We start from the raw sequence: 21,286 nt of genomic DNA on the forward strand, positions 1-21,286 counted from the left end.
CTAACTCGTTACTTAAAAAGCAAAATTATATCTCGAAGGTGACATTTTCATAGAATAAAATCATGATTTTTTAGGTGACATTTTCACAGGTTATTGACATACCTTTTTTAAAGTTTTTGTAAAATCTTTTCAAAATCATTGAATAAATGCTCCCACGATAGTTCTTTTAAATCATGATCTATTGCGGTAAATTGATTATACCCATGTAGTATTCTTTTAATCATTTTTTCTATGCTTTTTTCTAGCGATTTTTCAAAAATAATTTTCCCATCCTCTGAAACATCATCTATGCTAGACATTGGTGGCAAATCAACATATTCTATTATACCACTATTATTTATTTTATCTCCCAAATACTCTTTTATTCCATTATGGTTTGTTGCTACTACTAGCAATCCACAAGCTAATGCTTCTATAGTAGCCAAGCCTAATCCTTCATAAAACGAGGGAAGAACGAATATGTGTGACTTCCTAAATACATTTCCCAGTTCTTTTTGACTAAGATTTCCAAGCCATATTGCCCCATTTTCATTTGCCATTTCTAGAATTTTTTCTTTCTCTTCTCCATTTCCATCTCCTGCTAATTTAAGTTCGATATCATATTTATGTCTCAAATTACTATAGGCTTTTATGAGATAAGGTATTCCTTTGCTGTTGCTCAATTTTCCGGCATAAATCAATTTAATTGGTTTGATATCAGGCTTTGTTTTGGGTGGATAGAAGAATTCTTGATTATATCCGGCTCCTATAACTTCAATTTTATCTTGTGGAATATTATATAAAAGGTTAATTTCTGATTTTTGTTCGGTTGACAATGTTAATACATAATCTAATTTTTGGCACCCTTCAAGTACAAATTCTATGTACTTAGGATTTAGATACATTTGTCTGATATCTGTCCCATGACATATTGCTACGACTTTTTTATTCCCTTTATACTTACATACAAGTGATGTTAAAATCCAAAGGTGATGTGATATTATTATGTCTGGATTAAAAATATTTAAAGCTTTTAAAAATGATTTCTCAAATGCTTTAACCCAAGTTGATAGCATCTCATCGCTTAAATCCTTATATCTAGTGCTCGGGTAAGGCATTATATCACTCATCCCAACAATATTAAATGGTAATTCTTCAGTATTAAATTCGACTAAATCCAAATAGCTTAAAGAATCATTTTCATATGTTAAGCCTTCTTGTATTGCTCCAACTAATCCTTGTTCATGATTATTCTTCTTTCCTTCATCAATCAACGAATTTACATATATCCCACTTCCAGTTTTTCCCGGAAATTGAGATATGATATGAAGTATTTTCATCTCTCTCACCTATAAAATATTGCGGCTAAATAGCCGCAATAAATAATTAATCTTCTAAAGGTTTCATAGTAGGGAATAGGATTACATCTCTTATGCTAGACTGATTTGTTAATAGCATAATCATTCTGTCTATTCCAATCCCTTCTCCTCCTGTAGGAGGCAAGCCTACTTCAATGGCATTTATAAAGTCAGTATCCATTGGATGAGCTTCTTCATCTCCGGATTCCTTTTGTCTTACTTGTTCTTCAAATCTCTCTCTTTGATCTATAGGGTCATTTAATTCTGAGAATGCATTTGCGATTTCCCAAGTGTTTATGAATGCTTCAAATCTATTTGTGATTCTTGGATCTTTAGGATTTCTCTTTGCTAAAGGTGATATATCCACAGGGTGACCAGTAATAAATGTAGGTTGGATAAGATGCTGCTCAACAAATTCTTCAAACATCTCAGCTATTATCATTCCTCTGGTCATATTATCTTCGATTTCTAGACCCTTTTCTCTAGCAACTTTTCTTGCTTCTTCATCGGTGTCAATTAGGCTAAAGTCAACTCCTGTATATTTCTTTACCGCTTCAGCCATATCCATTCTATCCCAAGGAGGTGTCAAATCTATTTCAGTCCCTTGATAGTTTATTACTGTAGTCCCCAATGTTTTCATGGCTACATATGAGAATAATTCTTCTGTAAGCTTTATCATGTCTTCAAAATCAGCATATGCTTGATAAAATTCTATACTTGTAAATTCAGGATTGTGCCTTTGGTCCATTCCTTCATTTCTAAACATTTTCCCCATTTCATAAACTCTTTCAAATCCGCCGACAATTAGCCTCTTTAAATAAAGTTCATTTGCAATTCTTAAATACATGTCAATATCTAAAGCGTTATGATGAGTTATAAATGGTCTTGCATTTGCACCTCCAGCAATAGTGCTAAGTATTGGTGTTTCAACCTCTAAATAACCTCTGTTGTCTAGAAACTCTTTGACGGCTTTAATTATTTTGCTTCTAAGTATAAAAGTGTCTTTAACTTCAGGGTTGACTATTAAGTCTACATATCTTTGTCTATATCTAAGTTCTTGGTCTTTAAGACCATGGAATTTTTCAGGAAGAATTTGAAGTGATTTTGATAAAAGAGTTATTTTTTCAGCTCTTATTGAAATTTCTCCTGTTTGAGTTTTAAATACAATCCCTTCAGCTCCGACAATATCTCCTATGTCCAAAAAATCTAAATCTTCGTATCCTTCATCTCCAAGTACATCTTTCTTAGCAAATAGTTGAATCCTTCCATCACTATCTTGTAAGTCGAAAAATGTAACTTTACCATGCCCTCTTCTAGACATCAACCTTCCCGCTACACTTACCTTTTGCCCTTCGAGTTCATCGTAATTTTCTTTGATTTCAATACTATGATGAGTATATTCATATTTTTCAATTAAATAAGGGTTTTTACCTTTTTCAATAAGTTTAGCTAATTTGTCTCTTCTAATTTTTAGCATTTCATTTAAATTTTGTTCATTATTATCCACTTAAAGCCCCCCTCAATTTAGAATTCATATTATCTCATTATTGCCTTTACTTTATATTTGATAACTCCATCAGGCGCTTGTACACTTACAGTATCTCCTACTTTTCTTCCAAGCAGTGCTTTACCCATAGGAGACTCATTTGATATTTTACCTTCGAATGGATCTGCCTCAGCTGAACCTACTATCGTATATTCCATTTCTTCGTTAAATTCTATGTCTAAAACAATAACTCTTGATCCTATTGTCACTATTTCAGTAGATATTTCATCATCATCTATAACTACTGCATTTCTAAGCATAGCTTCAAGTTTAGCTATTCTCTCTTCTAATTTTGCCTGCTCGTTTTTGGCTTGGTCATATTCTGCATTCTCGCTGATATCTCCAAAAGCAAGAGCTTGTTTTATTCTATCTGCTATCTCTTTTCTCTTTACTACTTTTGCTTCCTCTAATTCCATTTCTAGTTTTTCTAAACCTTCAGGGGTCAGAAATACTTCCTTTTCGGTCATTTGACTCTCTCCTTTGATTTAATTATTACATGTGATGTGATTATGCTTCAAATTGTATCTGAATATTTCTAACTTTGTATGCAACCTATTATAATCAAGCATAAATTAGTTGTCAAGCTATAAACAATCTTATTTGTCAAGAACATTTAGTGTTCTTAAATAGTTACTTAAAACCATCTCCAATTCTTCTCGAGAACTTATCCTATTAATTTGGTCTCTAACTGATTTTGAATTTCTTAATCCTTTGATGTATGCATGTATGTGTTTTCTCATCTCTTTTATGCCTACTTTTTCTCCTTTTAAATCACACATTTCATTCAAGTGATATATAACCATATTTATAATCATCTCTGGATTAGGTATTGTTATTTCTCTGTTTTCTAGTGCTTCTTTGATATTTAAAAATATCCATGGATTTCCTATTGCACCTCTCCCAATAGCAACATAATCACAATTAGTTTTTTCTATCATATCTAACGCATCTTTTGCATCAAATATATCTCCATTACCAATAACTGGTATTGATACGTTTTCTTTTACCTTTCTTATGAAATCAATATCAGCTTTCCCAGAATAGAACATTTCTCTAGTTCTAGCATGTACTGTTATCGCGCTTGCTCCTGCTTGTTCTAGCATCTTTGCAAATTCAACACCATTTATGTTGTTTTTATCCCAGCCCATTCTTATTTTTACTGTAACTGGTTTATTAGAAACTTCTGCTATCTTTTTTACAATTCTGTAGCTCAATTTCATATCTCTCATCAATGCACTGCCTTCATTATTTTTTACGATTTTTGGAGCTGGACAACCCATATTTATGTCAATTATGTCAAAATCATTTCGTGTGTTTAGTTTAGTTTCAACAACATATGCCATTATATCTGGGTCAGAGCCAAATATTTGAATAGCCATAGGTCTCTCTATTTCATCAGTAATGGTCAATTCCTCTGTCTTTTTATCATTATAATACATTGCTTTTGCACTGACCATCTCACTTGTTACTAATCCAGCTCCTAGTTTTTTTGCTATTTTTCTAAAAGGTAAGTCTGTATAGCCAGCCATTGGAGCTAATACAGCTTTTGAATCAATTTTTACTTTTCCTATTATACCGATCAACTCCTATCAAATAAGGTAAGTAACGTCTAGTTACTTACCTTATTTCTTTCATATATTATCCTTAAACCTTCTAGTGTTAAATACTTATCCACGACTTTTATTCTCTTAGTCTGCGCAGAAATCAGATTAGCAAATCCTCCAGTAGCTACTACCATAACTTCATCAGGATTTTTATCCATTTCTTCTATCATTTTTTCTATGATGTAATCTATCATTCCCGCAAAACCATAAATAAGCCCAGATTGGATGCTTGTAATAGTGTTTTTCCCAATTACTTTCTCAGGTTTAGTAATCTCTACCTTAGGCAGCTTAGCTGTTCTTAAGAACAATGCCTCAGCAGAAATATTTATCCCAGGTGTTATAACCCCACCTAAATATTCCCCTTGTTCATTCACATAGCAAAATGTATTAGCTGTACCAAAGTCTACAATTATAACTGGACCACCAAATTTCTCATAAGCTGCAACTGCATTGACTATTCTATCAGCTCCGACTTCTTTTGGATTATCGTATTTGATATTCATACCCGTCTTTACCCCTGGTCCTATTACAATAGGTACTTTATTGAAATATCTTTGTGACATTGCTGGTAAAGTATGCATTAGTGTCGGAACTACAGAAGAAATGATTATATCATCTATATCTTCTCTTTTGATATTGTCATACTTAAAAAATTGATCAAATAGCAATCCATATTCATCAGAGGTTTTTTCTTTATCAGTGGCAATTCTTCTATCATAAACCAATTTATTCCCATCATAAACTCCAAATACAATATTAGTGTTTCCTACATCTATAACCAATAACAATTTTTCACCTTCTAGCATCATTTTCTTTTGAGTGCAGTAACAACACTTGATACAACTATTGCTGCAATTATTGTCTCTGGTATACCATTTGCAACACCAATTCCTGCGATTACTCTTCCTACAAATTGTGTATCCTGTCCTATAGATTCAACAAACTGTTCCCCATATATTAAATAAATCATAGACAATACTAATACAGTGTTTGTAAGTGTCCCTATGACAGCACTTATCAAAACATCTATTGATTTACCTTTAAATTTCTTGGTCGTAACATATATCATCGCTGATGCCAATATAATTAATATTATATTTATAAGCACACTCCATATGCTAGTGTAATTGATTATATCAAGATATAATCCTCTAGCCAAATATAAAATTATTCCCGCCCATATTAAATTCATAATCCATATCGTTTTTTTATTGCCAATTTTATTAAAAAAGCTATAGCTATAATAAGATGTTATCCCTATAAGTATTCTTGGAAGAACAGAAACTAATGGATTAAGAAAGAATGGACTTACAGGCGTAGGTGCGGTAATTGCTTGATATATACTAAATAGTCCAAAGATTAATCCAACTAACGCTCCTACAATGGGTCCTTCCAGTATTGCTCCTATTATAACAGGTATGTGCATAGTTGTAGCTCTAGTAGGCCCTACTGGTATAAACCCTAAGGGTGTCATTCCTAAAACAATTGAAACAGCTCCTAAAACTCCAATGACAGTCAATCTTCTAACATTTACACTTTTACCATTTTTCATTTTATACCTCCGCTCTAGTTCCTTTTGGATACCAGTCGATATTCCAATTTTTTTATTTTAGTCTGGCTCAAACAGATACCAGCTTATTAACAAGATAATTATACATATTTAGAAATAAATATACAAGATTAATTTATTATATCCTTATAGGCTTTGAGATTTGCTAAGCTTTCAGCATTAAAAATTGAATTTACTATTGCTCTCCTAACAACCTCTGCTCCCAATGTAAATACTAAATTAATATCTGCATCTATTTCATTAGTAGCCAAAGAAAAGATTGTGTCCCCATCATACATTGTATGAACAGGATTTATTGCTCTGGCAAATCCATTGTGTGATATTTCTGCAAGCTTATTTGCATATGCTTTAGTCAATCTTGCATTGGTTGCTACTACCCCTATTGTTGTATTTGTATGATTTAGTGTCTTTTTTAAATGTCCACTTTTCATTATTTCAAGAGTATTTAGCAATTTCTTTTCATTATAATCATAAACACCTGCAATTTGCTCAGTTCCTTCGTATATATCTCCTAAGCTATTAGTGCATATTATTGCCGAAACAATTAAATCTCCTACTTTGATCGAGGCACTACCTATTCCTGATTTCATAGCACTTTCAAATCCCAAAATTTTCCCGACACTAGCACCCATTCCACAGCCTATATTCCCTTGCCTATCTTCATTTAAAGTTGCATTTTCACATGCTCTATAACCCATTTCTTTATCAGGTCTAATCGTATGATCCCCTAAATTTAAATCAAATATAACTGCAGATGCTACTATAGGAACTTTAGTAAATCCTACATCTAATCCTATCCCCTTCTTTTCTAAAAACTCCATAACTCCAGATGAAGCATCTAATCCAAAAGCAGAACCTCCTGATAATACTATAGCATTTATTTTTTCTACCATCTTATCAGGTCTAAAAAGATCGGTTTCTCTTGTTCCCGGTGCACTGCCTCTAACATCAACTCCTCCGATTGCTCCTTCTTCACTAATAATGACAGTTAGCCCTGTAATTCCTTCTTCCGAATGTGCATGTCCTACTTTTATGCCTTTTACATCTGTTATATAACCACTGTACATTTTTTACATCTCCTAATATATAATTTTCTATTTATTACCCAAAACTTAAAAATTGCCATCAAAGTCCCAAACTTTGATGGCTTATTTTAACTAAAAAACATTAAAAGCATTCCTGCTGCTATTGCTGAACCTATAACCCCTGCTACATTTGGCCCCATAGCATGCATAAGTAAATAATTCTTTGGATTTTCTTCTTGCCCTACTTTTTGTGAAACTCTAGCTGCCATTGGAACAGCAGATACTCCCGCTGAACCAATCAAAGGATTTACCTTTCCACCTGTTACTTTATACATTATTTTGCCAAATAAAACTCCTGATGCTGTCCCTATTGAGAATGCAACTAACCCTAATGCAATAATCCCTAGTGTTTTTAAATTCCAAAAACTCTCAGCACTTGCAGTTGCTCCAACTGTTACGCCTAATAAGATTGTTACTATATTTATAAGCTCATTTTGCACAGTCTTTGATAGCCTATCAGTAACACCTGATTCTCTAAATAAATTACCTAGCATAAGCATACCAACTAATGTTGCAGCTGAAGGCAAAAGTAAAGATACAACTAAAGTTACCATAATAGGAAATATGATTCTTTCCCTTTTTGATACTGGTCTTAACTGTTCCATAACTACAGTTCTTTCTTCCTTAGTCGTTAGAGCTCTCATAATAGGTGGTTGTATGATTGGTACTAATGCCATATATGAATATGCAGCTACTGCAATAGGTCCCAAAAGTTGAGGTGCTAACTTTGCAGTTAGATACAAGGCAGTAGGCCCATCTGCTCCACCAATTATTCCAATGCTTGCTGCTTCTGCTCCTGGATATCCCAAAAGTATTGCACCGATAAATGTAGCGAATATTCCAATTTGAGCAGCTGCGCCAAGTAAAATAGATTTTGGATTTGCTATAAGAGGACCAAAATCAGTCATAGCACCAATACCTAAAAATATTAGAGGAGGATAAATCCCCAATTTCACTCCTTGGTAAAGATAGTACAATAATCCTCCATACTCCTTTGTGTGGCTTATCAGTTCTCCAGTGTTTGGGTCTTTAATTATCTCAACAACTGGTTCTTTCATCATATTTGCACCGGGTAGATTTGTTAAAAGCATCCCAAAAGCTATCGGCACCAATAATAATGGCTCAAAACCCTTACCTATCGCTAAATACAACAACACTAGCGATATTGTCAACATTATAATATTGCCAAAAGATATTGTTGCAAACCCTGTACTCTCAAGAAAATCAACTAATACAGTTGCAGTCATTTATTTCACCCTTTCTGAGTTAGCTCTATTCAATTATTGCTAATTTGTCACCAGTATTTACGGAATTGCCTTCATTAACTAATATTTTAACTAGTTTGCCATCTCTAGGTGCTACAATTTCATTTTCCATTTTCATTGCTTCTAATATTAAAATTACTTCTCCAGCTTTTACTTGTTGTCCTTCTTTAGCAACTAATTTCCATATATTGCCTGGCATAGGAGCTTCTATAGATTCTTGATCTTTTGAAGTAGTTACTTCTATTTTAGATTCTTTTTTTGGTAATTCTTTTTCCACTGTGTTTTTTTCTAAATTATCCATTTTCTGAGTTTGTACTGCGCTTTCATTTGAAGCAATTTCTTCTACTTCAACCTCATAACTTTGTCCATTTACATTTATTATGAATTTTCTCATTTTTAATCCCCCGATCTATATTTTGTTAAAGATTTGTTCTAATTGAGCAGCACGTTTCCATTCGCTAATTTCAGAAGGAATTCTTTTAATTGTGCTTATTTTTATATTTTCAACTTTATTACCGGTAGAACATGCTATAGCAGCTGCTATTACTGCCACTAATTCTTCATTAAGTTTATCTTCTATAGATTCATTCTCTATATCAAATGTTTTTGTTAATGTATTTTTTGTTTCAACATTTGTATTTTTCTGTTCACTTTTTCCAAAAGCTTTCAATCTATTTATTAGAAAGGAAATCAATAAAAGTATCAAAAATACAACAAGTATACTAGTTAATGCTATAATTAAGGATTCACCAATGCTTATATTTTCTCCCATCTGAATGCCTCCTATACAGGTAAATTGCCATGCTTTTTGCTAGGCCTATTTTCTCTTTTAGTTTCTAGCATATCAAATGCACTAATCAATCTAGGTCTAGTATGACTTGGTATTAATATATCATCTACAAAACCTCTCTGAGCTGCGATTGCAGGATTTGCTACAGTATTTCTATATTTTTCTATCATTTCTTTTCTAGTGCTTATAGGATCATCTGAATTCGCAATTTCATTTTTAAATATTATATTTGCAGCGCCGTCTGGTCCCATTACTGCAATTTCTGCTGTTGGCCATGCAAATACTTGATCAGCTCCTAAATCTTTGCTACACATTGCAAGATATGCTCCTCCATAAGCTTTCCTTATGATTAGTGTAACTTTAGGAACTGTAGCTTCAGAATATGCATAAAGCATTTTTGCTCCATGTCTAATTATGCCTCCATATTCTTGATTTGTACCTGGTAGAAATCCAGGAACATCTACTAAGTTTAGCAATGGAATATTATAAGCATCACAAGTCCTAATAAACCTGCCTGCTTTATCAGATGCGTTTATGTCTAAACATCCAGCTAATATCTTAGGCTGATTAGCCACTACACCTATAGTTTTTCCATTTAATCTAATGTATCCAGTTATTATATTGTTTGCATATAGTGGTTGAACTTCAAAAAATATATTGTCATCTGCAATAGATTTAATTATGTCTTTCATATCATATGGTTTATTTGGATTTTCAGGTACTATTTCATTTAGCATTTCATCAGTTCGATTGATGTTATCATTTGTCCTAACGATTGGTGGCATCTCCATATTGTTTGAAGGTAGATACGAAAGCAATTCTCTAACTCTTTTTATTGTCTCTTCCTCGGTCTTATCGATAAAATGAGCTACTCCACTAATCCTATTGTGTGTCATTGCTCCTCCAAGTTGTTCTTGAGTTACTTCTTCCCCTGTTACTGATTTTATTACTTGAGGCCCTGTAATAAACATCATGCTAGTTTTTTCAGTCATAAATATAAAATCAGTAAGAGCCGGAGAATAAACTGCTCCTCCTGCACATGGCCCCATAATAACAGATATTTGTGGTATAACACCAGAAGCTAATGTGTTTCTATAGAATATCTTGCCATATCCTGATAAAGCATCTACTCCTTCCTGAATCCTCGCTCCACCTGAATCATTAAAGCCTACAATAGGAGCTCCCATCTTAAGTGCCATATCTTGAACCTTTACAATCTTATTTGCATGCATTTCTCCTAATGAACCACCGACAACAGTGAAGTCTTGTGCATATACAAAAGTTAGTCTTCCATCTACAGTTCCATACCCAGTGACTACTCCATCAGCAGGTGCTTCTACGTTTGCCATGTCAAAATTAGTAGATCTATGTTTTATGAACATATCTATTTCGATAAAGCTTCCTTCATCTAAAAGTAAATTTATTCTTTCTCTCGCAGTCAATTTCCCAGAGCTATGTTGTTTTTCTATCTTTTTAATGCCACCGCCTAGTTTGATCCTCTCTTTTTCTTTGATTAATTCATTGATTTTGTCATTCATCTTTATCCTCCTTAGAGATTATTCTCTTTCGCTTATTTCAATAAGTACGCCATTTGTTGATTTGGGATGTAAAAATGCAATTTTTGCTCCACCTGCTCCGTATCTAGGTTTTTCATCTATTAGCCTTACTCCTTTGTTTTTTAAATCTTCAAGTGTTGCTTCTATGTTATCTACTCTAAATGCAATATGCTGAATACCTTCACCTTTTTTTTCAATGAACTTTGCGATAGGCCCTTCCTCATCAGTCGATTCTAAGAGTTCTATCTCAGTATCTCCTATTGGCAAAAAAGCCACTTTTACTTTCTGCTCTTCTACTACTTCTTTACCTTCGCACTTAATTCCTAACATTTGTTCGTAGAATTCAACTGCCTTTTCTAAATCTTTTACAGCTATTCCAATATGATCTATTTTTTTTACCATTAGAACACTCCTCACTTAGTTCAATAATAAATTTATTAGTTCTTCCTTAGCTGTATAAGGATCTTTCTTCCTTGTATATACTTCTTTTGCAAGTTTATTTAACAAATCATTCTCAACTGCTTTTTTCATAATCAAATTAATTAAATTCTCTTTTACTAAATCCAAAACTTCTTGTTTAACATTATCTATTCTTCTCTTTTCAAAATTCCCAGTTCTCATCTGATAATCTTTATGTTCTAAAACAGCATCTAAAAGAATGTCAATATCTTTGTTTTTTAAAGCTGATACTTTTATAACTTTTGGTCTGAAATCTGTGTTTTCGTTTAAATCCAAGTTCATCTCTATTTCAAATTTAGTCTTATCAGCTCCGTCTAAATCTGATTTGTTTATGGCAAAAACATCTGCTATTTCCATCGTCCCAGCTTTAATAGCCTGAATGTCATCCCCCATGTTTGGAGTTAAAACCATCACAACTGTATCTGCCATTTTTACTATATCTATCTCTGATTGTCCAACACCTACTGTTTCAATAAAAATATAATCACATCCAAAAATATCCAAAACTTTTATTGCACTTGAAGTGGCTTTTGATAAACCCCCTAGATTCCCTCTAGTTCCCATGCTCCTTATAAAAACACCTTCATCTAATATGAGGTCGGTCATTCTAATTCTATCTCCAAGTATTGCTCCTCCTGTAAAGGGGCTAGTTGGGTCTATTGCAAGAATACCTATCTTAAATCCTTTTTCACGCAATTTTTTAGCCATTTTATCTGTTAAAGTTGACTTACCTGCTCCAGGTGATCCTGTTACTCCTATCACATAGGCATTTCCAGTTTTTTCATATAATTTTTTTAGGATTTCTTCTGCTTCTTTTTCATTGTTTTCAAGCATTGATATAAGTCTAGCACAGGCTATTTTATCTCCGGCTAAAATTTTTTCTTCGATATTCAATTCATCACCGCCTATTGCCTCTTTACATGAGTTTTAATAAATTCGACTACATCTTTTGTACTAGTTCCTGGAGTAAAAATTGCCTCGACTCCCGAGGAAATCAAAAAAGGAATATCATCTTCAGGAATTACTCCACCTCCAACTATGAGTCTATCAGTAACTCCTCTTTCTTTCAAAAGATTTACTACCTTAGGAAATAATGTGTTATGTGCTCCTGATAAAATACTCATTGCAACAACATCTACATCTTCTTGGATAGCCGCTTCAACGATTTGTTCAGGAGTTTGCCTTAAACCAGTATATATTACTTCCATTCCCGCATCTCTTAGAGCTCTAGCAATTACCTTTGCGCCTCTATCATGTCCATCCAACCCTGGCTTAGCAACCAAAACTCTTATTGGTCTTTCCATTTGTTTTCCTCCTCATATTATAAAATGACCGATTGTTCATATTCTCCAAATACTTCCCTTAATGCACCACATATTTCACCAAGTGTAGCATAACTTTTTACAGCTTCTAAAATATATGGCATCAAATTTTCATCAGTCTTTGCCTTTTCTACAAGCATATCAATGCTTTCTTTTACCTTCACGTTATCTCTTTCTTGACGTAATCTTTGTAATTTCTTCTTTTGAACTATCTCAACTTGAGGGTCTACTTTTAATATCTCTTTCTTATGATTTTCTTCAATTTTAAATTTATTTACACCTACTACAACTCTTTCGCCGCTTTCTACTTGCATTTGGTATTTATAAGCAGAATTTTGAATTTCCTTTTGAATATATCCTGTTTCAATCGCTTTAGTTGCACCGCCTAAATTGTCGATATTTTTTATATATTCCATTGCTTCTTTTTCGATTTTATCAGTTAAACTTTCTATATAATAAGAGCCTGCTAATGGGTCAATTGTTTCAGTAACTCCTGATTCATAAGCAACAATTTGTTGAGTTCTCAAAGCAATCATTACAGAATCTTCAGTAGGCAATGCTAAAGCTTCATCTCTGGAATTTGTATGAAGTGATTGAGTTCCTCCTAATACCGCTGCAAGTGTCTGAATTGCTACTCTAACAATATTATTATCTGGTTGTTGAGCAGTTAAAGTCGAGCCTGCAGTCTGAGTGTGAAATTTAAGTTGCATTGATTTTTCAGATTTAGCTTTAAATCTATCTCTCATTATCTTTGCCCAAAGTCTTCGAGCAGCTCTGAACTTAGCTACTTCTTCTAATAAATCGTTATGGGCATTAAAGAAAAATGATAATCTAGGAGCAAATTCATCTACTTCAAGCCCCGCATTTATTGCTGCTTCAACATAGGCTATTCCATCTGCTAATGTAAATGCTACTTCTTGAGCAGCTGTTGAACCGGCTTCTCTAATATGATATCCACTAATACTTATGGTATTCCACTGAGGAACATATTTAGAACAGTATTCAAATATGTTAGTTATCAATCTCATTGATTCCTCTGGAGGAAATATATAAGTTCCCCTAGCTATATATTCTTTAAGTATATCATTTTGAATTGTTCCTCTTAACTTATCTGTCGTTACACCTTGTTTCTCTGCAACTGCTATGTACATTGCCAGCAAAACGCTTGCCGGTGCATTTATAGTCATTGATGTGCTAACTTTATCCAAAGGTATGCCATCAAATAATATTTCCATATCCTTTAATGAGTCAATCGCAACTCCTACTTTTCCTACTTCCCCTTCGCTAAGTGGATGATCTGAATCATACCCTATCTGAGTTGGTAAATCAAATGCAACACTCAATCCAGTCTGCCCCTGCTCTAACAAATATTTATACCTCTTATTTGATTCTTCAGCAGTAGCAAATCCAGCATATTGTCGCATAGTCCAGAGTCTTCCTCTGTACATGGTAGGCTGTACTCCCCTTGTAAATGGGAATTGTCCTGGATATCCAAGCTCTTCTTCATAATCAATATCCTTGATATCTACTGGTGTATATAGCCTCTTGACTTCGAGCCCTGATCCTGTTGTAAATGTTTTCTTTCGTTCTGGAAATTTCTCAATTAACTTTGCTATTTTGTTATCTTCCCAATTTTGATAAGACGATAATATTTTATCAAGCTTATCTTCATTATACATTTCATTGACCCCCTTGGATTTCACTATCATTTTTAATTATATTAGAAAATGTAGCAATTTTGCAATATATATTTCATTTTAATAAGAAAATGAAATATATATTGCAAAATTTTATTCCTCATAGTTATTTTACCTTAAATTTCACTTTACTAACAGAAAAAAAGCAGGAAATTAAATTGCTTTAATTCCCTGCTATTATAGCTTCAAATTCTTTTCCGTCTATTGTCTCTTTTTCCATAAGTGCCTGTGCTAATCTATGCAATACATCTATATTTTCTTTTAATAGCGACTCTGCTTTATGATAAGCCCTATCTATTATATTTCTCATTTCTTTATCTATTTCAGCAGCAACTTCTTCACTATAATTTCTAGTTCTACCTAAATCTCTTCCTAGGAACACTTCATCATTGTCAGTTCCGTAAGTCATAGGGCCTAATCTTTCACTCATTCCATAGTGAGTTACCATATCTCTGGCTATTTTAGTTGCCCTTTCTATATCGTTTTGAGCTCCAGTGCTGATATCTTCTAATACTAATGCTTCAGTTACTCTTCCTCCCAATAAAACTGCTAATCTATCTTCCATTTCGCCTTTGGTCATGTAGTTTCTATCTTCATCGGGAATGTATGCAGTAAATCCTCCAGCCATACCTCTTGGAATTATAGTTACTAAATGAACTGGATCAGAGCCTGGAATCAATTTTGCTGTTAAAGCATGACCTGCTTCATGATAAGCTGTAAGTCTTTTCTCTTTAGGGCTTATCACCTTGCTCTTCTTTGCTGGTCCTGCTTGAACTTTTATTGATGCTTCTTCAATCAAATTCATAGGTATTTGTTTTAAATTATATCTAGCGGTTAAAAGTGCAGCCTCATTCATTAAGTTTTCCAAGTCAGCAGGAGTAAATCCCGGCGTTCTCTTAGCTACAACTTTAAGATCGACATCTTCAGCTAAAGGCTTGTTTCTAGAATGAATCTTTAATATCTCTTCCCTGCCCTTTACATCAGGCAAGCCTACATATATAGTTCTGTCAAATCTTCCCGGTCTTAGTAAAGCGGGATCAAGTATGTCAGCTCTGTTAGTAGCAGCCATTACTATAATACCTTCATTTTTACTAAATCCATCCATTTCTACTAACAGTTGGTTCAAAGTTTGTTCTCTTTCATCATGTCCTCCGCCTAATCCTGCGCCTCTTCTTCTACCAACTGCATCTATTTCATCAATGAACACTATGCAAGGAGCATTTTTCTTGGCTTGTTCAAATAAATCTCTAACTCTGCTTGCACCTACACCAACGAACATTTCAACAAAATCAGAACCTGATATAGTAAAAAATGGTACTCCCGCTTCACCTGCAACTGCTTTGCTAAGATAAGTTTTACCTGTTCCTGGAGGACCAACCATCAGTACTCCAGTTGGAATTCTAGCTCCAATATCGATATATTTTTTAGGATTTTTAAGGAAATCAACTATCTCCTGCAATTCTTCTTTCTCTTCTTCAAGCCCTGCAACATCACTAAAGGTAACAACTTTACCTTCCTCTAATTTTTGCATTTTAGCACGGCTTCGTCCAAAAGACATTACTCCTTTATTTCCACCGCCTTGGCTTTGCTGCATCATTACCATCCAAAATACCCCAAATATAAGGAGTATAAAAATAGTTGGCAATAATTCTATATACCAGGGTGTAGTCGGAATCTGCTCGGCATCATATATGATTTCTCCACTGTCAACCAAATCTTTTACATAGTCGTGATAAAATGTGACCCTTGTTTCTTCAGGCAAAATAGAGGTAAATTTATTTCCATTAGCTAATTCACCTTCAACAGTATTCCCAATAGAAGTAATCCTAGTTATACTACCATCATTTAAATTTGCTACTAATTCAGTAAAACTAAGTTCTATAGGCCTTTCAACATTAGTTCCAAGCATCCTAGCACTAAGCATAATCAGTAAAACTATTATTAAATAAATACTTATGCCTCTAAAAATTCTCTTCAAAGTTCTGTCTCCCTCCAATTCATACTAAATCTATGATTGTTATGTTATTTATAGTATTCTTCTTTTAATGATGCAACAAAAGGGTAATTTCTATATTTTTCATTATAGTCCAATCCATATCCTATAATGAATTCATCAGGAATTTTAAACCCCATGTAGTCCACATCTATTTCTATTTTTCTTCTTTCAGGTTTATCTAGTAAAGTGCATATTTTTACGCTTTTTGCTCCTCTTTTTACTAATAGTTCTTTTAGGTATCCCAAAGTCAATCCTGTATCTATTATGTCTTCAACTATTATTATGTCCTTATCTTCTACACTATAATCCAAGTCTTTAATTATTCTAACTTCTCCTGTAGAAACACTTGATTTGCCATAACTAGATACTGCCATAAAATCGATATTAATTGGTATCTTAATTTCTCGAATTAAATCAGACAAAAATACTACTGCACCTTTTAATATACCCAAAACTACAGGTTCCTTACCTATATAGTCTTTTGATATCTCATCACCTAGTTCTTTTACTCTTTTTTTAATTTCTTCTTCAGTAATTAAAATCTCTTTTATTGCTTGATCATCCAATTGAATTCCTCCAAACTAAAATTTTTTATACTGCATTTTTAATACCCTTTGAGTTTTATTTGTAATCTTAAAAATATCTGAAATATCATATCCAACAACCCAAATTATGTTATTATCATCACAAATAAGAGGAATCTTATCTCTTTCTTCAGAGGGTACTTTTTTATCAATAAAGTACTTCTTTATCTTTTTCTTCCCATTTAAACCTAAAGGATAAAAAACATCGCCATTTTTTCTTGTCCTTATAATAATTGGCTCTTTTATTTTATCATAGTCGAAGTACTTTGTATTTGATAAATTATAATTTATATCAGATAAATCTACTATTTCAATGTTTAGCTTTAAATTTAATTCTTCTACCAAATTTTCTCCTAAAGATAATTCTCTTGGTTCAAAAGCTAAACTTTCTGGTTTTTCTAATTGTAAATGTAGATTTCCGTAAGAGATTTTAGCCTTTATAGATTTGCCTATATCTATACTTTTGCCAGTTGTGTTGCTCTTTAATAAATCACTTACCATCTCAATATGCTTTTGGTCGATATCCACTATATCATCGCAAAGATAAAATATGGCTTTCCTTATTATTCTATTCCTAATTGCAGGAGTTTCCTCATTTAAAATACTGCCTTGAATGATTATACTATTATTATCTTTTTTTTTCATCAATAATTTAAACTTTTTTTCTGCAATTTCATCTAAAGCTTCTGCATCCGCTTGCGCATTTTTAGAAAGTCTATATAAACTGTCTACAATATTAGGATTAAAGTTTTCTTCGATATATGGAAATAATTCCAATCGTATTTTATTTCTTTGATACATTGTTTTGGCATTAGTATAATCTTCGACATAGTCTAAATCATTTAATATTAGGTATTCATAAATTTCACTTCGTTTAATATTTAATATAGGTCTTATTATATCTTGTGACTTGAATTTCATGCCTATTAGTCCATCTATTCCGCTGCCACGAATTATCCTATGCATTATGGTCTCTGCTTGATCATTTTTATTGTGAGCCACAGCGATTTTCCCACTGCCTAAAGTGCTTAAAACTTCTCTAAAAAACCCATATCTTAGAATTCTACCAGCTTCTTCAGATGATATTTTATTTTCTTTAGCATATCTGTTCATATCTACTTTTTTGCTAAAAAATTGCAAATTATATTTTTTCGACAATTCTTCTACAAACGCTTCATCTCTATCTGCATCTATTCCTCTTACACCATGATTTAAGTGAGCAACATAAAGATTATAATCAAACACTTCTTTTAATTTAACTAATAAATCCAATAATACTACTGAGTCAATTCCTCCAGATATACCTGCTAAAATATTCTCTTTAGGTAAAATCAAACCATTTTCTTCTATTGTTTTATAAAATTTTCTAAATAGTTCTTCCATAACTTCACCTTTTCTTATATAAACAAAAAACCGGGAAACCCGGTTTATTTAATCGTTATATCCTGCTTTTTTGCTTCTTAATCCACTACTCTTTCTATTATCTCTTGTTTTCATTTGGTCTAATTTCTCATTGCTATCTTTTAAATACATGTTGAGCATGTCCTCAAAAGATAAATTTCTCTGTCTTTCATCATTCTTGTGCCAATCTATATCGGCTGGTTTTGAAGTTTTTGGTTTTGCTTGTCTTATTGACAAACTTATCTTTCCATCATTAGATATCGACAAGACCTTCACTCTGACCTTCTGATCTTTTTTTAAATAGTCTGATACCTTTTCTACATATTCGTGAGACACTTCTGATATATGTACCAAACCACTTTTTCCATCTGGCAGCTCAACAAAAGCTCCAAAATTTGTTATACCTGTTACAGTACCCTCAACTATTTCTCCTACAGATAGGGGCATAAATTAATTCTTCCTCCTTAGATTAATAATATATGATAAGTATATATCAATATTTACTGCTTGTCAATCACTTATCTTTAAGAGGTCATACTGTTTTAAATTAACTCATTATTTTATCTTTTAAATGGATTGTTTTCATTTAATTTATTTTTGTCAATATATATTATCTCTCTTGGCTTAACTAAGCCATACTCATCCCTCGCAACTTTTTCTACAAATGATAAAGTGCCACTTTCCTTAATTTCATTATCTAACATTGTAATTTCATTTTCTAAATTAAAAATATCATTTTCTAATTGAGACTTTTCTTTCATAAGATTCTTTTTCATTTCCATTTGATTTAAGTAAGTAGTGGCTGTATATAAAAGCATGAGTAAAATTAAAAGATGGTGGATTCTAAATCCTTTCTTTTTAATTTTTCTTTTTCTTCTTGTAGTTTTTACGGGCATGAGATCACCACCTAAAAGTTATATATAGAATTATCTCACTTTTCTGTATGAATTTCAACATCTATTCAACTATTTTATACATTTCTGCAGCTTCAGATTTTGATGCATTTTCCTTTGTATTTACTACCTCAATTTTTAAATTCTTATTTCCAAACCTAACCTCAATTATATCTCCTGATTTTACTTCATCTCCAGCTTTTGCAATTTTCCCATTTATAGATACTTTCCCTTCATCGCATGCTTCTTTTGCAATTGTTCTTCGCTTTATAATTCTTGAATCCTTAAGAAATTTATCAATTCTCATAAATCTCACTCCTGTTAAAAAAAATCAGGTCTAAGACCTGATTTTTTATTTCTTTTTACCTTTTTTAGTTGCGTTTACACTTTCCTTAAGAGCTTTTCCTGCTTTGAAAACAGGTGCCTTAGAAGCTGGGATCTTAATTACTTCTTCAGGATTTCTTGGGTTTCTTCCTTCTCTTGCTTTTCTTTCTCTAACTTCGAATGTTCCAAACCCAACTAATTGAACTTTGTCCCCTGCTACTAGAGTCTCCTCTACAGATTTCATGAATGCATTCAATGCAGCTTCTGCGTCTTTTTTTGTAAGGTTACTCTTTTCTGCCATGCTAGCGATTAATTCAGCTTTGTTCATTTTTACTCCTCCTTTTATTTTAAATGAGCTTTAAAAATTATTTTGTTGTGTCATCTAAGCGAGTCTTTGCTTGATCCCACAATTCATCTAATTCTTCTATATTCATCTCAAGCAAATTTCTATCTTTTTCTTTGGCTAATTCTTCGACTACTCTAAATCTACTTATGAATTTATCTGTAGCTTTATGCAGAGCAATCTCAGGATTGACCTTTAAAAATCTAGCTAAATTTACAACGGAAAACAAAAGATCTCCTAATTCATCTTCATATTTAAGAGTATTTTTTTCTCCATTTTCAATTAGCTCAAGTAGTTCATTATATTCCTCTAAAACCTTTTTTATAGGGCCTTCTATGTCAATCCAATCAAAGCCTATTTCAGAAGCTAGATTTTGTATCTTTTTACTTCTTAAAAGTGCAGGTAATCGAGGGATATTCTCCATTCTACCCGATAAAGTATCAATGGATCTTGAACCATACTTTATCATATTCCAATTATATACTACTTTTTCAGTATTTACCAGTGTTTTTTTTAAAAAAATATGAGGATGTCTTGTAATTAACTTATTAGCAAGTGAGCTTGTAACATCTATTAGTGTAAAATAGCCATTTTCATATGCTATTTGAGTGTGTAGCAAAACTTGCAATATTAAATCTCCTAGTTCTTCAGCTAGGTGATCATAATCCTCTTCTTCTATAGCTTCGATTACTTCATATGACTCTTCTATCAAATTTTCTCTCAATGTAAAATGATCTTGTGCTCTATCCCATGGGCATCCATCTTTAGAGCGTAACTGTGCAACTATATTAACTAGATCATTAAAGTCATATATAGGATTTTTTTCTTTATCAACTTTTAAAACAACTAAAGATGTCAATGCCCCTATGTTTTTAGATTTGTCAATTTCCATAACTTTTATTTTTTCTATCAATTCTTTTCCTTTTACACCGGCATAATGGACTAAATATACATCATATTCATCGCCATATATTTCTGATAATATCAGTTTTACTTCAGAAGCAACTCTCATGTTATAAACCTGGCAAATAATATGATTAAAATTTATATCAATATGGGTTGTTTTTAATTCTAATGCATCTATAATTTTTATCCCATCTATTGGATCAATTTTAAGAGATGCAAGCAGAGGCTCAATAAAGCTTTCACTAGGAACTATATTTATTTCTACTGATTTAAGGCTAGCTCTTTGCAACAAAATACTTACTGTTTTTTCAGCTACCATCGGGTGTCCTGGAACTATATAATTTATTTCATCATTATATTCTAATTCATAGAATAATGCTGAAACTATTTTATCGTAAACATCATCAAAATTATCTTCCGTCTCGTAGATATAATCCATGCTTGTAAAATCAACTTTATTTTCATAAAAGTATTCCACTGTAGGATGGTTTTTAGTCCTTAAAATATTCTTATTTCCACTTTTTATTTTTTCTACTGCTCCTAAGGTCAAGGATTCTATGTTCCCACAACCTAAGCCTATTACATTTATTTTTTTCATCAGAACCTCC

At 32.6% G+C, this 21,286-nt stretch carries 23 protein-coding genes; all 23 read right to left on the reverse strand.

Going from position 1 to position 21,286, the window contains the following annotated elements; all coding sequences use genetic code 11:
- Positions 1-107 precede the first annotated feature (107 nt).
- Positions 108-1,319, reverse strand: a complete 1,212-nt coding sequence (locus tag ACTB1H_RS01660; protein WP_463261096.1) for a glycosyltransferase family 4 protein — start codon at positions 1,317-1,319, stop codon at positions 108-110.
- A gap of 46 nt (positions 1,320-1,365) precedes the next feature.
- Positions 1,366-2,814 carry a lysine--tRNA ligase gene (lysS, locus tag ACTB1H_RS01665; protein WP_463261142.1) on the reverse strand — a complete coding sequence of 483 codons (1,449 nt, stop codon included), beginning with the start codon at positions 2,812-2,814 and terminating at the stop codon, positions 1,366-1,368.
- Positions 2,815-2,873: 59 nt separating this feature from the next.
- Positions 2,874-3,350: a transcription elongation factor GreA gene (gene greA / locus ACTB1H_RS01670; protein ID WP_463261097.1), complete on the reverse strand. Its 477-nt coding sequence runs from the start codon at positions 3,348-3,350 to the stop codon at positions 2,874-2,876.
- Between the two features lie 129 nt (positions 3,351-3,479).
- Positions 3,480-4,466, reverse strand: a complete 987-nt coding sequence (dusB, locus tag ACTB1H_RS01675; RefSeq protein ID WP_463261098.1) for a tRNA dihydrouridine synthase DusB — start codon at positions 4,464-4,466, stop codon at positions 3,480-3,482.
- A 26-nt stretch (positions 4,467-4,492) separates the two neighbouring features.
- The gene (locus ACTB1H_RS01680; protein WP_463261099.1) at positions 4,493-5,296 is read right to left on the reverse strand and encodes a type III pantothenate kinase; all 804 of its coding nucleotides are present in this window, start codon (positions 5,294-5,296) and stop codon (positions 4,493-4,495) included.
- Positions 5,293-6,039, reverse strand: coding sequence for an ECF transporter S component (locus tag ACTB1H_RS01685; protein ID WP_463261100.1), 747 nt, complete (start codon positions 6,037-6,039; stop codon positions 5,293-5,295). The genes ACTB1H_RS01680 and ACTB1H_RS01685 overlap by 4 nt, the downstream gene beginning before the upstream one ends.
- Before the next feature lie 128 nt (positions 6,040-6,167).
- Positions 6,168-7,124: a P1 family peptidase gene (locus ACTB1H_RS01690; protein ID WP_463261101.1), complete on the reverse strand. Its 957-nt coding sequence runs from the start codon at positions 7,122-7,124 to the stop codon at positions 6,168-6,170.
- An 86-nt stretch (positions 7,125-7,210) separates the two neighbouring features.
- Positions 7,211-8,389 (reverse strand): sodium ion-translocating decarboxylase subunit beta, encoded by a 1,179-nt coding sequence (locus tag ACTB1H_RS01695; RefSeq protein WP_463261102.1) that lies wholly within the window; start codon positions 8,387-8,389, stop codon positions 7,211-7,213.
- 25 nt (positions 8,390-8,414) lie between these two features.
- Entirely contained in the window at positions 8,415-8,801 is a 387-nt protein-coding gene (locus ACTB1H_RS01700; protein WP_463261103.1) for a biotin/lipoyl-containing protein, read from the reverse strand.
- A gap of 15 nt (positions 8,802-8,816) precedes the next feature.
- Positions 8,817-9,179 (reverse strand): OadG family transporter subunit, encoded by a 363-nt coding sequence (locus ACTB1H_RS01705; RefSeq protein ID WP_463261104.1) that lies wholly within the window; start codon positions 9,177-9,179, stop codon positions 8,817-8,819.
- Between the two features lie 11 nt (positions 9,180-9,190).
- Positions 9,191-10,735, reverse strand: coding sequence for an acyl-CoA carboxylase subunit beta (locus ACTB1H_RS01710; RefSeq protein WP_463261105.1), 1,545 nt, complete (start codon positions 10,733-10,735; stop codon positions 9,191-9,193).
- An 18-nt stretch (positions 10,736-10,753) separates the two neighbouring features.
- On the reverse strand, positions 10,754-11,155 hold the full coding sequence (mce, locus tag ACTB1H_RS01715) for a methylmalonyl-CoA epimerase (RefSeq protein WP_463261106.1): 402 nt from the start codon (positions 11,153-11,155) through the stop codon (positions 10,754-10,756).
- A gap of 15 nt (positions 11,156-11,170) precedes the next feature.
- Positions 11,171-12,106 carry a methylmalonyl Co-A mutase-associated GTPase MeaB gene (gene meaB / locus ACTB1H_RS01720; RefSeq protein WP_463261107.1) on the reverse strand — a complete coding sequence of 312 codons (936 nt, stop codon included), beginning with the start codon at positions 12,104-12,106 and terminating at the stop codon, positions 11,171-11,173.
- An 11-nt stretch (positions 12,107-12,117) separates the two neighbouring features.
- Positions 12,118-12,516 (reverse strand): cobalamin B12-binding domain-containing protein, encoded by a 399-nt coding sequence (locus ACTB1H_RS01725; protein WP_463261108.1) that lies wholly within the window; start codon positions 12,514-12,516, stop codon positions 12,118-12,120.
- A 17-nt stretch (positions 12,517-12,533) separates the two neighbouring features.
- The gene (locus tag ACTB1H_RS01730; protein ID WP_463261109.1) at positions 12,534-14,213 is read right to left on the reverse strand and encodes an acyl-CoA mutase large subunit family protein; all 1,680 of its coding nucleotides are present in this window, start codon (positions 14,211-14,213) and stop codon (positions 12,534-12,536) included.
- A gap of 181 nt (positions 14,214-14,394) precedes the next feature.
- The gene (gene ftsH / locus ACTB1H_RS01735; protein WP_463261110.1) at positions 14,395-16,209 is read right to left on the reverse strand and encodes an ATP-dependent zinc metalloprotease FtsH; all 1,815 of its coding nucleotides are present in this window, start codon (positions 16,207-16,209) and stop codon (positions 14,395-14,397) included.
- 44 nt (positions 16,210-16,253) lie between these two features.
- Positions 16,254-16,793, reverse strand: a complete 540-nt coding sequence (gene hpt / locus ACTB1H_RS01740; protein ID WP_463261111.1) for a hypoxanthine phosphoribosyltransferase — start codon at positions 16,791-16,793, stop codon at positions 16,254-16,256.
- 15 nt (positions 16,794-16,808) lie between these two features.
- The gene (tilS, locus tag ACTB1H_RS01745; protein WP_463261112.1) at positions 16,809-18,194 is read right to left on the reverse strand and encodes a tRNA lysidine(34) synthetase TilS; all 1,386 of its coding nucleotides are present in this window, start codon (positions 18,192-18,194) and stop codon (positions 16,809-16,811) included.
- Between the two features lie 48 nt (positions 18,195-18,242).
- On the reverse strand, positions 18,243-18,659 hold the full coding sequence (locus ACTB1H_RS01750; protein ID WP_463261113.1) for a S1 RNA-binding domain-containing protein: 417 nt from the start codon (positions 18,657-18,659) through the stop codon (positions 18,243-18,245).
- A gap of 113 nt (positions 18,660-18,772) precedes the next feature.
- Entirely contained in the window at positions 18,773-19,108 is a 336-nt protein-coding gene (locus ACTB1H_RS01755; protein ID WP_463261114.1) for an FtsB family cell division protein, read from the reverse strand.
- Between the two features lie 61 nt (positions 19,109-19,169).
- On the reverse strand, positions 19,170-19,412 hold the full coding sequence (locus tag ACTB1H_RS01760) for an RNA-binding S4 domain-containing protein (protein WP_463261115.1): 243 nt from the start codon (positions 19,410-19,412) through the stop codon (positions 19,170-19,172).
- Positions 19,413-19,457: 45 nt separating this feature from the next.
- Positions 19,458-19,757 (reverse strand): HU family DNA-binding protein, encoded by a 300-nt coding sequence (locus ACTB1H_RS01765; protein WP_463261116.1) that lies wholly within the window; start codon positions 19,755-19,757, stop codon positions 19,458-19,460.
- A 37-nt stretch (positions 19,758-19,794) separates the two neighbouring features.
- Positions 19,795-21,276 carry a bifunctional methyltransferase/pyrophosphohydrolase YabN gene (gene yabN, locus ACTB1H_RS01770; protein WP_463261117.1) on the reverse strand — a complete coding sequence of 494 codons (1,482 nt, stop codon included), beginning with the start codon at positions 21,274-21,276 and terminating at the stop codon, positions 19,795-19,797.
- Positions 21,277-21,286: the final 10 nt, after the last annotated feature.

The sequence above is a fragment of the Soehngenia sp. genome, from assembly GCF_055108775.1.

Bases quoted from the DNA above. Each gene is read 5' to 3' on its own strand.
- ACTB1H_RS01660 (WP_463261096.1), bottom strand. From the start codon at position 1,319: ATGAAAATACTTCATATCATATCTCAATTTCCGGGAAAAACTGGAAGT.
- lysS (WP_463261142.1), bottom strand. From the start codon at position 2,814: ATGCTAAAAATTAGAAGAGACAAATTAGCTAAACTTATTGAAAAAGGT.
- greA (WP_463261097.1), bottom strand. From the start codon at position 3,350: ATGACCGAAAAGGAAGTATTTCTGACCCCTGAAGGTTTAGAAAAACTA.
- ACTB1H_RS01680 (WP_463261099.1), bottom strand. From the start codon at position 5,296: ATGATGCTAGAAGGTGAAAAATTGTTATTGGTTATAGATGTAGGAAAC.
- ACTB1H_RS01685 (WP_463261100.1), bottom strand. From the start codon at position 6,039: ATGAAAAATGGTAAAAGTGTAAATGTTAGAAGATTGACTGTCATTGGA.
- ACTB1H_RS01690 (WP_463261101.1), bottom strand. From the start codon at position 7,124: ATGTACAGTGGTTATATAACAGATGTAAAAGGCATAAAAGTAGGACAT.
- ACTB1H_RS01695 (WP_463261102.1), bottom strand. From the start codon at position 8,389: ATGACTGCAACTGTATTAGTTGATTTTCTTGAGAGTACAGGGTTTGCA.
- ACTB1H_RS01700 (WP_463261103.1), bottom strand. From the start codon at position 8,801: ATGAGAAAATTCATAATAAATGTAAATGGACAAAGTTATGAGGTTGAA.
- ACTB1H_RS01705 (WP_463261104.1), bottom strand. From the start codon at position 9,179: ATGGGAGAAAATATAAGCATTGGTGAATCCTTAATTATAGCATTAACT.
- ACTB1H_RS01710 (WP_463261105.1), bottom strand. From the start codon at position 10,735: ATGAATGACAAAATCAATGAATTAATCAAAGAAAAAGAGAGGATCAAA.
- mce (WP_463261106.1), bottom strand. From the start codon at position 11,155: ATGGTAAAAAAAATAGATCATATTGGAATAGCTGTAAAAGATTTAGAA.
- ACTB1H_RS01725 (WP_463261108.1), bottom strand. From the start codon at position 12,516: ATGGAAAGACCAATAAGAGTTTTGGTTGCTAAGCCAGGGTTGGATGGA.
- ACTB1H_RS01730 (WP_463261109.1), bottom strand. From the start codon at position 14,213: ATGTATAATGAAGATAAGCTTGATAAAATATTATCGTCTTATCAAAAT.
- tilS (WP_463261112.1), bottom strand. From the start codon at position 18,194: ATGGAAGAACTATTTAGAAAATTTTATAAAACAATAGAAGAAAATGGT.
- ACTB1H_RS01750 (WP_463261113.1), bottom strand. From the start codon at position 18,659: ATGCCCCTATCTGTAGGAGAAATAGTTGAGGGTACTGTAACAGGTATA.
- ACTB1H_RS01755 (WP_463261114.1), bottom strand. From the start codon at position 19,108: ATGCCCGTAAAAACTACAAGAAGAAAAAGAAAAATTAAAAAGAAAGGA.
- ACTB1H_RS01760 (WP_463261115.1), bottom strand. From the start codon at position 19,412: ATGAGAATTGATAAATTTCTTAAGGATTCAAGAATTATAAAGCGAAGA.
- ACTB1H_RS01765 (WP_463261116.1), bottom strand. From the start codon at position 19,757: ATGAACAAAGCTGAATTAATCGCTAGCATGGCAGAAAAGAGTAACCTT.
- yabN (WP_463261117.1), bottom strand. From the start codon at position 21,276: ATGAAAAAAATAAATGTAATAGGCTTAGGTTGTGGGAACATAGAATCC.